At 47.6% G+C, this 12253-nt stretch carries 12 protein-coding genes; 3 read left to right on the forward strand and 9 right to left on the reverse strand.

Translation table 11 applies throughout. The features are described from left to right. The first annotated feature begins 51 nt into the window (after positions 1–51). Positions 52–435, forward strand: coding sequence for a two pore domain potassium channel family protein (locus V144x_RS23140; RefSeq protein WP_144988635.1), 384 nt, complete (start codon positions 52–54; stop codon positions 433–435). 98 nt (positions 436–533) lie between these two features. On the opposite strand, the gene V144x_RS23145 is transcribed toward V144x_RS23140, so the two are convergent. Next, a complete protein-coding gene (locus tag V144x_RS23145; protein WP_144988637.1) occupies positions 534–1706 on the reverse strand; it encodes a hypothetical protein in 1173 nt (390 codons plus the stop codon). Between the two features lie 333 nt (positions 1707–2039). On the opposite strand from V144x_RS23145, the gene V144x_RS23150 reads away from it, so the two are divergent. Continuing rightward, positions 2040–3056, forward strand: coding sequence for an AraC family transcriptional regulator (locus V144x_RS23150; protein ID WP_144988639.1), 1017 nt, complete (start codon positions 2040–2042; stop codon positions 3054–3056). 29 nt (positions 3057–3085) lie between these two features. Here V144x_RS23150 and V144x_RS23155 read toward each other — a convergent pair whose 3' ends face one another. The 6 genes from V144x_RS23155 to V144x_RS23180 all read right to left on the reverse strand — a co-directional run bounded on the left by V144x_RS23155 (position 3086) and on the right by V144x_RS23180 (position 7956). After that, positions 3086–3481 carry a VOC family protein gene (locus V144x_RS23155; RefSeq protein ID WP_144988641.1) on the reverse strand — a complete coding sequence of 132 codons (396 nt, stop codon included), beginning with the start codon at positions 3479–3481 and terminating at the stop codon, positions 3086–3088. Positions 3482–3631: 150 nt separating this feature from the next. After that, complete coding sequence (locus V144x_RS23160; RefSeq protein ID WP_144988643.1) at positions 3632–4432, reverse strand: DUF4396 domain-containing protein; 801 nt, start codon at positions 4430–4432, stop codon at positions 3632–3634. A 125-nt stretch (positions 4433–4557) separates the two neighbouring features. Then, positions 4558–5295 carry a class I SAM-dependent methyltransferase gene (locus tag V144x_RS23165; protein WP_144988645.1) on the reverse strand — a complete coding sequence of 246 codons (738 nt, stop codon included), beginning with the start codon at positions 5293–5295 and terminating at the stop codon, positions 4558–4560. Between the two features lie 218 nt (positions 5296–5513). After that, entirely contained in the window at positions 5514–5873 is a 360-nt protein-coding gene (locus tag V144x_RS23170; RefSeq protein WP_144988647.1) for a hypothetical protein, read from the reverse strand. A gap of 157 nt (positions 5874–6030) precedes the next feature. Next, positions 6031–6954 carry a hypothetical protein gene (locus V144x_RS23175; protein WP_144988649.1) on the reverse strand — a complete coding sequence of 308 codons (924 nt, stop codon included), beginning with the start codon at positions 6952–6954 and terminating at the stop codon, positions 6031–6033. Between the two features lie 75 nt (positions 6955–7029). Next, the gene (locus V144x_RS23180; protein ID WP_144988651.1) at positions 7030–7956 is read right to left on the reverse strand and encodes a hypothetical protein; all 927 of its coding nucleotides are present in this window, start codon (positions 7954–7956) and stop codon (positions 7030–7032) included. A gap of 132 nt (positions 7957–8088) precedes the next feature. Here V144x_RS23180 and V144x_RS23185 point away from each other — a divergent pair, with 132 nt between their 5' ends. Next, positions 8089–8607, forward strand: a complete 519-nt coding sequence (locus V144x_RS23185) for a hypothetical protein (protein ID WP_144988653.1) — start codon at positions 8089–8091, stop codon at positions 8605–8607. A gap of 567 nt (positions 8608–9174) precedes the next feature. Here the strand turns inward: V144x_RS23185 and V144x_RS23190 are convergent. Further along, positions 9175–10608 (reverse strand): sulfatase family protein, encoded by a 1434-nt coding sequence (locus V144x_RS23190; protein ID WP_144988655.1) that lies wholly within the window; start codon positions 10606–10608, stop codon positions 9175–9177. A gap of 125 nt (positions 10609–10733) precedes the next feature. Next, on the reverse strand, positions 10734–12224 hold the full coding sequence (locus V144x_RS23195; protein WP_197998598.1) for a glycoside hydrolase family protein: 1491 nt from the start codon (positions 12222–12224) through the stop codon (positions 10734–10736). Positions 12225–12253: the final 29 nt, after the last annotated feature.

The following is a 12253-nucleotide window of genomic DNA, read 5'->3' on the forward strand; positions in this document are numbered from 1 at the left end:
GATCTAGTTTCAACATGACGAAACTGAACGAATTCAAGGAAGTATTAAAAAATGATGAGTGAGCCTCATAAACGGCGATCGCCTCGTAGGCGATTTCTTCTGCGGTTAATCGTCTTCACAGTCGTTGCCATGATTGTCGATGCCATTGCATTAGGGATGGGGGCATTTGGTTTTCACTATTTTGAAGGACTTGACTGGTTGGATGCGAGTCTCAATGCTTCCTTAGTGATGACCGGTAATGGCCCCCTGCATCACCCCCAGTCCGCAGAAGGTAAACTGTTCGTGACACTCTACGCGATTCTGGGCGTGATCCTGTTTGCTGCAGTCATTGGCGCCTTTCTGACTCCCGTGTTCCAATGGGTGCTTCACGGATTACAACGCCAAGGTAGAAATGGGAAAAACAAAAACGAACAACACAATACTGAGAATGGCTAACTTCATCTGATAGAAGATCACTGAGAGCTAGATTATATAAAAAAAGGTGCCAGGGCTGTTGACTATTAGCCCTGACACCTTTGATCATAACACTTTATTTACAGCGCACCTTCAGCTTTCGCCAGGGCATCCTTATAGGCGCTAACGGCATCCTTAAATTCACCGAGTAAACGTAGTGCGTCACCTTCGTCCAGGAATTCGAGCGCTTCGTCGATTTCGTCGGGGTCTCCTCCGAGGTCGACGGCAGTCGTGATGGCTTCATCCGCCAACTCTCTTGCGACTTCGGTCAGCTGATCCATGAGATCGAAACCCACTACAGCGTCTACAAGTTCGTCTTCGACTGCCGCTTCGAGATCACCGACGGCTCCCTCAATCTTTCCGACTGCCGCCTGATTGTCGGGTGGAGTCTTTTCGAGTTCGTCCAAGGCGTCCATTAGTTCGGAAAGCACATCCTCAAGCTTGTCGGCCAATTCTTCGTTGTTGGGATCGGCGGCGATGAGATCAAGTATGTCTGCAGCGGTCTGCATAATCTGCTCTTCGGGTGAGAGCTTATCGATCTCCGTTTCAATAATTACCGCGTCGAGAAACGAACCATCGGGTGCAGCGATCTCGTTCAGAAATTGAACCTCATCTACTTGTGTGGGGTTCCCACGAAAATCAAGTGGGTCCGGCGCATTGAACTGGACCCCATCCAGAAAGAATATCCAGGTCTTCGTGACAGGATCGACTTCCACAGTCACATTATGGAACGTCCCGGGAGTGAGGAAGATTCCCGTTTCCTCGGCACTGCCTCCATCGACAACACGCACTCGAAAATCGCTTTCGACATTGACCTGTACGGCGATGGCGTTAATTCCTCGGCCCGTACTATCCTGCACACGGAAGATGACGTCGCGCGTAATTGGCCCCGGAATCATGACGCGAAACGTCACTCGAAATCGACTTTCCAGAGGGGAGGCGACTGCCCGCGTTGCCGCAGCGGTATTTCCGAAGAATGCGGCAGCGCCATCACCTTCAAATCCGCCGGAAACAGAAAGCACTTCCGCAGAACCGGGAGAAACAACCCAGGGTGCTGCCCAGCCAGGTTCAGCGCCCCCTTGCCCCTGCAGTGAGGAATCTAAAGTGAACGGCGAATTGGGAGTACCATCACTGTTGATTCCTGTAGCATCATTAAAGCCCGATTGAATCGTATCAGCTTGCACAGTCGATTGCTGGAAAGACAGCAACACCGCTGTCAAAAATGTGAGTGCAATTCGAAAAGGGTGTGGCATTGTCATGCTCCTTCAAGATAACCATTTGTGAGTGAGAAGTTGAAACAGCCCCGTATTTCCATTGGTTTAGAGTTATAGGTCCGTTTATGCAGTAGTATTCACATATACAATTTTACGAGATATATGTCAACTACCCAGTAAAGAGAAACCCCTCAAAGCCAGTAAGAATGGCTTAGGAATTTTGCCCCTCAAGCAACAACTTGAAAGAGACAAGTTGGAACAAACTCTGCTATTCAAAACTGGTGCGCTGTCATTGAACTTTTTAAAATCGGGAATCTGCCAAACCCCCTGTCTCAATTCACTGGTCAACGAAGAATCGAGTCACGAACCGCGATGCCTGCAGCCACGTTTTCTTCAAAAATAGCCTGTGATTTCATCGAGTATGTACGCAAACAGGGACATGATGTCACGAGCCTCTATGAGCTGCTTGGCCTGCCTGATTCCTATCTGAACCGGGAAGATATTCGGATCCCTGCCAGAAAAATGAGCCAGATCTGGATGCAAATGATCGAGCTGACAAACGATGAAGACATTGGTTTTCATATGGGAATTGAAATGAGTGCCGCGGCAGCACTGCGTACGACATCTCTCATCATGCAGAGCAGTTCTACCGTCCGAGACGCACTTGCGCAGGGGATCAAATATAGTGAACTGATTGCGAATGTTCTCTCAATGAAGATGAGAGAAGACGCAGATAACATTTTCATCGAATTCACTCCGAAAACAGAATGGAATCTCGAACCTGCCCTCGTCGTGAAAGATTGCCTCAACATTACCTTTATTTCCATGCTGATTTCCGTTCAACAGATGACGGGACAATTTCATTCCCCTTCCCTCCTCTGCTTCACTTACCCCAAGCCGGAAAATTTAGCGGAGTACTATCGTGCGTTTAATTGCTCTATTGAATTTGAACAGCCTTATAACCGCATCGGGTTTCCGAAAAATTTAGGAAACACGGAAATTTCTACGAGAGATCAGGGATTGTTAGCGGTCCTGGAGAAGTATGCGAACGAGATCAAACAGTCTTACTCTCATGATCAGCATTTTGTCTCAAGAACTCAGGCACTGATTATCGAATTGATGGATCCGCAACCTCCCACTCTGGAGGAAGTCGCACGGTCTCTTAACCTCAGTTCCCGATCCTTACAACGGAAGATCAAGGAAGAACAAGACTGTTCCTATCGGGATCTGGTTGATGAAGTCCGAAAGAAATTGTGTGCCCGGTACATGGAAGATCCTCAAAGAACCGTTGATGAAATTGGTTATCTCTCAGGATACGCCGACACGACTTCATTTATCAGAGCATACAAACGCTGGTATGGAAGTACTCCCAGGCAGACGAATCAATAACATCACCCGGGAGTATTCCCCTGACTTGTCTAAAGTGCTTTGTTGAACGCGAGCAGGTATCCATTACAATCGCGAATCGTAAAGGAACGATCTCCCCAGAATTGATCCTTGATCTCTTCGACCACTTCGACGTTCTTTTTGACCAACTCCTGGTAATAGTCATCAATATTCTTGTTTTCGATTCGAATCCAAAAATAAACACCGCCCCCCTCTTTTCCTGAATCTGCAGGGTTGAGGTTGAACATCAGGTTACAGTTCTCCAGTTGAACCTGTGCATTCAAAGCGACTCCCTCTTCGCTCGCCTGCTGAAACAGCTCGCTAAACTCAAGCGTCTCTGTAAAGTACTTGAGTGTTTCCGCCACGTTCCTTACGGGGAGAACGGGCAAGGTTCCTGTAACATTTTTTTTGTGATCGTAATCTGACATGGTTTTCCTTTATTGAAGAGTTCACGAGATTTTTATTTTCTATGAATTTAATCTGTGATCTCGATCGGAAACATTGCCGAACACGACAAAAAATGCGCATTTGATGACAGGCGCTTCTATAGATTGATCTGACTCGTTTGATGACGCTGACTACATCTTTTCTTTGATGCCCGCGCGAATCAACCACCAGTTCATTGGGAAAGTAGTCAGAAAGCCACACAGCATGGCAATCTGCATCATGAACCAGAAGACCGGGTTGGTTTTCGCCATCTCAATACTCTCGATGCCAAATATCACAAACAGACAGATACCCATCCAGCCATACATTCCGATCTGCCAGAAGGTCAACGATAGAAAATCGACCTTGAATGCCGTCACAAGTCCTTCTCTAAACGCAAGGTGCCGCATGGGGACGATACTGAAATACTGGAAGGCGACACCAAACAGCAGCGCCAGTAAATAGTCGATTCCCCAGGCGGTGAATACAAGTGAGACTCCCGTTAGACTGATCACGGTCGGCACCAGAAAATGCATGCCCCCTTCCGCGATAATGTCGCCCACCGTGCAACCACTGCCGCAGTGGGTCGACCCGACAACCACGCTTTGCCAGAACGGTTTTTCCGGCATCGAAGACATCGTATGACCTCCCATGGACGGCATCTCATCTGCGTGCTGCGCGCCATGCATGTCGTGCTCACCATGCATACTATGGTCCTGGTGCATACTTTGTTGGTCGTGCATGCCATGACCCTCGTGCATCGAATCGTGCACGCTCATCCGTCCAAACCAGTAATAAATCAGCAATGCCAGCGGTCCTGCATAAAGGGCCGTCAAAGGCCAGACAACATTCATGATCGCCATATGCTGGGGATGTCGAATGACATCGATCAATAGCCAGAATGCACACAAAACAGCGAGGACTAATGAGACAGTGGCAATGGTTGTCAACATATCAGAATTTCCCAGGAGTAAATGGAACTTCGATCGTTAAACTCTATGGGAACGTATTCTAGTGATTTCTCGCTGATACGTCAGTATCAAGTCTGGTAACGTTTAAAATACCTGACTTCGATTTTTTATGTCTTGATCGCTTCGATCATGATCGCCGGTGGCTTGTCGATCATGTCCGCCCAGTAATCCGCTTCGTCGGCTGCGTCAGGAGAAAGACTTAAGGGATGAAATACAACATCACGAAAACCTGCGTCTTCCAAAGCCGAGGAGTACGCTTCTTCCGGCAAGTAGTAGTTGTCGACTTCAAGCAGTGTGGAATCTTTTAAACGACCACTCCATCGGATCAAAGCCCCTTCTCGAACATGATCTTCAAGCTGAATATGGAATCCATATTTCTGGTAATCAAAATGGTCGAAGAAATAGAGTTGAGGATTAGTAGTAAGAGTCACTAACCGACCTCCTGGCCTGAGTTGCCGCGCCAGACCACGACAAATGGCAGCTAACTCCTCTCGGTCGTGCGCATAGACCAAAAGCCATGCTGCGATGGCAAGATCATAATCCAACTGAGGGCCCTTCGCCCGTACGTCCTCGACAAAGTAATTGATTCCAAGAGACTCCACTTGTTCCCTGTCGATTGCCAGCGCAATCATCTCCTTGGAGAGATCGGTTCCCACAACGGTCGCAGCGCCATTCATCTTGAGCTTGCGCGTAAAAAAACCTTCCCCACAGGCGAGATCGACTACCTTTTTGCCCTCAAGAGCGCCGATCAGTTTCAGCATTGAATATTCTTCGACCAGTGACCGCCACGGTCGCTCTTTGACTTCACGATACTGTTTGGCGATCTTGTTATAATCAGTTGTCATTTTCGGTTCTCATAATGTGGTTCCACTGATGATCACGATCCTATCGAGTTTGATATTCGTAGTTAACTTCCAACGATTCGGCAGTGTTCTCACTGTTCGACCGCATGCCATTCAACAAGGATTACCCGTTATTTTTATCTTCCCAGGATCTTTATGAAACACTTTAACTCAAAGGCTTGGGGGATAATTCTGTGACACCTTTTTTTGTTCGCATCGATTTATTTTTTTGGAAACTTTGCAATCAATTGTTGACAGGCAATCACAAATACAATGTTTATAAAATATGACCAGAAAATAATCTTAAAAAGTTCAATGAAATGTGCCTTCGACATAGCTAAATCAAAAAGAAAAATAAAAAACCAAAAAAAGAAAATAGCCAAATGAGGAATGATTTGCTTTTTGGTGCACTTCACCATCAGAACATTTAAAATCAAATACACACAAACGATAATTAGTGTTGGTTTAACGCTTCCAAGGCCCCACTTAGAGACAACCAGCGCCAAAAAACAATAAAGTGAAATAAATGTAATTAAAAATGAAACACCGACCAGAATGTCGCGTGAATTGATTTTTAACATCTTCTGATTCACCTTATTGTATCTGACATATCAAGTTTAAGGAGCAGGAGAGCCGAATGGATACCCTTCTGGCCATACTAAACTGGATAAAAAAGTGTCAGGCCATTTCCAGTGGGACCGTATTTACTGTGGTAACTGTCTCTTTTTATCCCATTCGTTACCGAGGTGGACGGCCTGCGATGAGGACCATCTTTCTTCCATACCAAACTAATTCCCGTCCTCCAGCGGCCAATGTTGCTACTTTGCCACGGCACAAGAGTGTCCGCTTCCCTCCCGCAGTATGGTAATACCAGTAAAAACTCGTCTTATAATCTGGGATGTAACTCGGAGTATTCATTCGATTATTCGTGTAGAGAACAAAGTCCTTATTGTCGTTGGTCTTATAGACGGCCTGCCGTTGCACACGGGTAAAAGTGACTTTCCAATACTTTCGGTTCACTGGTTTCCCTTTTCCCGAAAGAACATTGTCCTGTTTCTCCATCAAGGCGATGCGGCCGAATTGCGGGTCAACGAAATTCACAATCACGGCCCGTTTTTGAAATTCGTAGGTCCCGATTTTGCGGTCGCCGTCCAACACAAGATGATCCGGTGTGAAATAGCATGTCAGCCGGATGAATGTGTTCGTTCCGGGAAGAACGGCAGCCAATTCCCACAAATCGACAATCGAGTCCTTCAATGCAATGGTCGGCTTAGTGCCAACCATTGATTCCCCTGCCATTTTTGGAATCACAATGGGAGCGACGGATTCCGTCTTGAGTGTGGCATTATTCATTAAAACACGGGCATGCAGGTTCCAGCCACCGACCCAGTTCCCTTTGTAAAAAGTTCCACCTGCATGAGGAGCCGCTTTGCCTTGACTGCCGAAGTCGACAGTGCCACGATTTAAGGTCCAGGGATATCCCTTGTTGGTCTTGCCATCCGACATCAGTGTGAGACGGCCATTGTCCAAAAATTTACGATAGGTGGTCGCAACTTCCCAGACGGAGATCTGATCTGCGGCTCCCACGGTTGCCGTTCCCAGGCTAAGCAGCATCCCCAGAATCAAACCAATTTGTTTCGTTTTTAAAAATATGCCTATCATACATTCACACTTTGACTCGTCTGATGTCAATTTTTTATTTATACTCAAATAAACTTGAACCGTAACTCTAACTCATTACCGAGGTGGACGACCTGCGATGAGGACCATCTGTTGCCCATTCATGGTTACCCCTCGTCCGCCTGCGTTTATTTGAGCCTCGGCGCCCCCAAACACAAGTTTTCGCTTCCCACTTTCAGTGTTAAAATACCAGTAATATGTTGTCCAATAATCTGGCGTGTATCGCGGCGCATTGATTCGATTATTGGTATAGAGAATATAATCTTTATTGTCGGAAGTCTTATAAACAGCCTGTCGTTGTACGCGGGTAAATGTAAGTTTCCAGTACTTACGGTTCACTGGTTTCCCTTTTCCGGAAAGGACATTGTCCTGTTTCTCCATAAAGGCGATGCGGCCGAATTGTGGGTCGATGAATTTCACGATCACCGCTCGTTTTTGGAATTCATAGGTCCCAATTTTGCGATCGTTGTCCAACACAAGATGATCAGGCGTGAAATCGCATGTCAATCGGATAAATGTGTTCGTTCCAGGAAGAACGGCGACTAACTCCCACAAGTCGACGATCGAATCCTTCAATGCAATCTTCGGCCGAGTACCGATCAGTGATTCTCCCGCCGTCTTCGGCATCAGAACAGGGGCAACGAATTCGGTCTTAAGTGCGACGTTATTCATGAGAACACGAGCGTGAAGATTCCAGCCGCCAATCCAGTTTCCTCTATAAAAAGCCCCACCAGCATGAGGAAACGCTTTACCTTCCCTACCAAAGTCGACCGTATCGCGGATTAAAGTCCAGGGATATCCTTTGTCGGTCTTGCCATCCGACATCAGTTTGAGCCGTCCATTAGCATCCAGAAACTTGCGATAAGTAGTGACGACTTCCCATTCCGAAACCTGATCAGCGGCCCCCGCGGTTGCCGTTCCGATGCCTAGCAGAATTCCCAGGATCACACTAATTTGTTTCGTTTTTAAACTCATGCCTATCATAGGTTCGCATCTCGGCTAGTCTGAAACAGGTATTATGTTATGCTCATAAAAATACTAAGTGGACATACTATTTTGACCAGTATGCAGATAACATGCAACGCACGTTTAGCTGTATTACCTCTTTGAGAAAAAATGATGTCAACGCGCTGCCGATTATGTTTTCAAATCATCCCTCTGGCTTTGCTGCTCCCGTTCGGTTGTCAGCAGGCAAACAATCCTGTTCCCCTTGATATAGCGATGAAACTGCAAAAAGCAGGAAAAACCGATCAAGCCATTGCTTTGCTAGTGCTGGAAGACATCGAGAAAAACTGTCAAGCGTCATCTCTCAGAACGCTTAAAATGAGTGAGAAACAATTTATTTCGCTGAATCGATGGAGTCGGAGTAACGCTCATGAGGAATCAGTGCTGATGCTACCATTAATCAAAAAAGCTGCCTCTCTTCAAATTGAAAACATGCAGGCAGCACAAGCAGCAGGCTTATCAGCCGAATCAAAAGAAATACAAAAGCAACTGCAACGTTTGATTCGTTTTCTACAGGACAAAAACAGACTTCTGATTTATCAACAACTGGGAATTATCATTGAAAAGAAATTGAATCAGGCTCCTGCAAACAAGGAGACAGGCAAAACAGATTCGACGGACGCTGATTAACGCCAAGATAAGACCGGCGTTGAGACCTCATATCTTTGAGGTCAAGATACTTTCAAGAAATCGCCTCACATTACGACACAATTTAATCCTCACAAACTTCGACTTGATTGTGATGTTTCGAAATCTGTTGCCAAATTCATACTTATTATTTTGTCTCGTGGTATCAATATTGGTGATCGTAAGCTATTGAGAAGTTTTATTTCTACCCAATCATTATAAACTTTTACCCATGCTATTGGCTTGGGCTGGGGAGTAGTTACTGACATACCTTCTTTCGTTGCTGGTACATTTTTTTTGACTGACGAATACCCTTCAACAGCATGTTCACTTCCTTCCCAGTAGACTGAGTAAACATGACCACTGTAAATTAATGGCTCAGAAATTTTTATGTAATAGAATGTCGCCCATATACCACACAGGAAGATAAATAGACAAAGAACTAAAACAACGCCGCTCAATAATCCAGTTTTTCTATTAATGAAAGCACTCCTCTTATCTCATTTTATAGAACGATCTGTTTTCTAAAAGAACGTTTAAGGGTCAGGTCTCGGTTTTTCTACTGTTCGTCTATTTCTGTTGATAATCTTTTCCGTTGAGGCTTCGGATAACAGAACGCATCCATGTATCCAGCTCTTTCTGCATCCGTTCGCGTCGTTGGGTGTGTTGGGGATCTTTGGAAAGATCGGTTTTTTCCATCGGGTCGTCGGTCAGCTTGTAGAGTTCGAATCTGGTGCCGCCGATACGATGCAGCTTCCACGGCCAATCGGTCCAGGCGGCATGCCCGGTCGAGGTGTGTTCCGGAAACTGCGGGAATTCGTCGACGTCTTTGCGCATTCTAGGTGGATCATGCGGTAACGGTGCGCCGGCATGCTGCTTTTCCATGATCGCTTTCTGAATCCGGTCGCTCCAGGTTCCTTGCCCGCCCTGGATTTTGTGCCAGAATCCCATCGGCTTACTACGTTCTGCAACTGTTCCCGCAATGATGCCGCTTACATCCATTCCATCGAGCGGATGCGGCGCATATAATTCCACACCAGCCATGGCCAGGAGGGTCGGATAAATGTCACAGGTCGTCACCGGTACCGAAGTTCTGCCTATGAGCTTACGTGCCGGCCATTCGATGATCCCTGGAACGCGCAGCCCCCCTTCGTAGATGCTCCCCTTCCTCTCGCGGCCACCGGAAGTCTCCCTGACCAGCCCGCCGTTATCACTGCAGTACCAGACAATAGTATTATCCGCGATCCCCATTTCCCTGATCGCTGCCCGAAGACGTCCGACTTGCTGATCAAGCAGTGTAATCTCGCGGTAGTACCCCGCATGCGGTTTGCCCTCGTAAAGGCTCGGGCCTTCCGGCACTTCTGCGTGCGGGTCGTGCGGAGAGGGGAACCAGACGACCGTGAATATCGGACGATCACCATCCTTGTGTTTCTTGAGAAAGGCGAGCGTATCATCCATCAGAATGACCGAGCCCTTACCCTTGCGATGCTCGATTTTTCCCTTACGGCTCAAGTAGGGATCGTTGTCAAAAAAGTTGAGGCCGATCACCCATTCATCGAATCCCATGCCACTCGGATTGCAGGGCGAGTCGGGTTGTCCCGAACCCAGGTGTACTTTGCCGAAAATTCCGGTGACGTATCCGTTGGCTTTTAGTGTTTCGGCGATGGTCTGCTCATGCGGGCGCATGTAGCGGCCATGGTTGGTGACTTTTGTCCGTATCGGGTTGCGGCCGGTCATCACGCTGGCGCGGGTCGGAGAACAGACCGGCGCACCGGCATAGAACCGATCAAATACGAACCCGTCCTTCGCCATGGCATCGAGTGCGGGTGTCTGCACAAACGGGTGACCATTATAACCAGTATCTCCCCAGCCCTGGTCATCAGCCATCACAAGAATGATGTTGGGCTTACCAGAATTTTCCAGTTTTGCCGCAAAGGATATTCCGGTAGCGGACAAGCAAAATATTGCTCCCAGCGCTGCTAAAAAGTTACGTCGATTCACAATAACCTACTCTTTTCTGTTTTGTAGCCGAACTATTGATAGAGTTGTTTCCTGTATTTCAATAGCAAGACCGATCCTCATTTCCACAACAGGATAGCAATCACGATATTAAAGGCGACACCTTTTTATTAATCAAACGTCAAACTCACACGATCTAGCATCGGCTTCGACTTGTTCGCGGTGGTGTCGGTCATTCGTAGTTCGAATCCGAAACCGGTACCGGCGGGTAAGTCTTTCAAATTGAGCTTGGCGGGCGTTTTTTTGACATGTTTCGACAAACCCGGAGTGTAATCGTAGGTTTCTTTTACTTCGGTCCAGTCGGTCCACTTGTCGAGCTTGCCGTCGTTATCCGTATCAACTCCTACGCGGACTTCGACCTTTTCAACCCACGGACCGGTGCTAACGTAATCGGTCTTCTGTTGCGTGAATAAATAGAAACGACCTTCTGCAAATCCGATGTCGGGGTCGGGGTGGCCGTTCCCGATCTTATCGCACCAGGTGAAAGGCCCATCGATACTGGGACTGGTAAACCAGCCTACGCTCATGTGGCCGCCGCCCGCAGGATCGTAGTCGCCGAACAGGTAATATTGTGAGCCGACACAGATCGCCGCCCAGTCACCGTATGCTTCCTGCTCTGGTTCATGGACATTGTATTTGCCGATGTTCGTCTTCCAGTCCGGATGTTGTAACCAATGCGGGTGTTTGTATTCGGCAACCTTGCCGGTATCTTTGGTGCGATTGTCGACAGGGGGCGCAAGGAACTTCCAATCTTTGACACCATCTTCACTGACCGCGTGCGCGGCGAGCGGTGAGTCCCAGGACCGCTTGCTGGCATTGATCGGACTCCAGTCTTCGAGAATCACATGGAACCGCCCTTCTTTGTCACGGATGAATCCGGCGTCAGAGCCGTGCGACGGATCTTTGACTGCCAGACCCATATTCTTGCCAGGCTTGCCATCGGTCAGATCTTCGTCGATATAGACATGCGGGTCCTGGTCGTTGGGGTAGTCGTAATAAATATAGACCTTACCGTCTTTGTACTCGGCGCTGGTCACCCAGCGAGAAAAGCCTTCGGTGACCGGGCCGTGATGAACCCAGTTAACCATATCGCGACTTTGCCATGCATGATATCCGCCGAGTCCTTTTTCCAATCCGCCCGGCGCATCATATTGATTTGGCCAGGGTGTCGTTTGCAGTTTGATATCGAAACCGTCGAGTGTCGCAGGCTTCGGTTGGAATTTCTTCTTTCGTTTGCTGCCGCCATAGCGTCCAAACACCCAATAGTTCTTCGGCCCGATCGTCAGAAAGACCGGCGCGTCCTGCAGATTCGCCGGACCAAGATTGGCAATCGGTTCCCAGTTCTGCCAGAGGGGTGACTGATCAATGACAATTGACTGAGCCTGACGCTTCTTGTCAAAGCGTTTGATTTTGCTGGTGAAAGTGGCAACCTTATTAGTCGGGATCGCTGTACCCTCTTTGATTTCCAGCTTGGATTGCTTCGCCGTAGCAGCCTTCCAATCATCTTGAGAATCGATCACCCAGTCATCCGCTGCAAACGCTGAGACCGCGACGGCTGTGAACAGAGTATTTAGTAACAGGAATGTATTGATGTTTTTCATATGTATCATTTCCAGATTGTGTCCTGTGT

The organism is Gimesia aquarii, assembly GCF_007748195.1.
Taxonomy (GTDB): domain Bacteria; phylum Planctomycetota; class Planctomycetia; order Planctomycetales; family Planctomycetaceae; genus Gimesia; species Gimesia aquarii.

Excerpts from the sequence above, each read along its gene's own strand:
- V144x_RS23140 (WP_144988635.1), top strand. The coding sequence starts at position 52 with ATGATGAGTGAGCCTCATAAACGGCGATCGCCTCGTAGGCGATTTCTT.
- V144x_RS23145 (WP_144988637.1), bottom strand. The coding sequence starts at position 1,706 with ATGCCACACCCTTTTCGAATTGCACTCACATTTTTGACAGCGGTGTTG.
- V144x_RS23150 (WP_144988639.1), top strand. The coding sequence starts at position 2,040 with ATGCCTGCAGCCACGTTTTCTTCAAAAATAGCCTGTGATTTCATCGAG.
- V144x_RS23155 (WP_144988641.1), bottom strand. The coding sequence starts at position 3,481 with ATGTCAGATTACGATCACAAAAAAAATGTTACAGGAACCTTGCCCGTT.
- V144x_RS23160 (WP_144988643.1), bottom strand. The coding sequence starts at position 4,432 with ATGTTGACAACCATTGCCACTGTCTCATTAGTCCTCGCTGTTTTGTGT.
- V144x_RS23165 (WP_144988645.1), bottom strand. The coding sequence starts at position 5,295 with ATGACAACTGATTATAACAAGATCGCCAAACAGTATCGTGAAGTCAAA.
- V144x_RS23170 (WP_144988647.1), bottom strand. The coding sequence starts at position 5,873 with ATGTTAAAAATCAATTCACGCGACATTCTGGTCGGTGTTTCATTTTTA.
- V144x_RS23175 (WP_144988649.1), bottom strand. The coding sequence starts at position 6,954 with ATGATAGGCATATTTTTAAAAACGAAACAAATTGGTTTGATTCTGGGG.
- V144x_RS23180 (WP_144988651.1), bottom strand. The coding sequence starts at position 7,956 with ATGATAGGCATGAGTTTAAAAACGAAACAAATTAGTGTGATCCTGGGA.
- V144x_RS23185 (WP_144988653.1), top strand. The coding sequence starts at position 8,089 with ATGATGTCAACGCGCTGCCGATTATGTTTTCAAATCATCCCTCTGGCT.
- V144x_RS23195 (WP_197998598.1), bottom strand. The coding sequence starts at position 12,224 with ATGAAAAACATCAATACATTCCTGTTACTAAATACTCTGTTCACAGCC.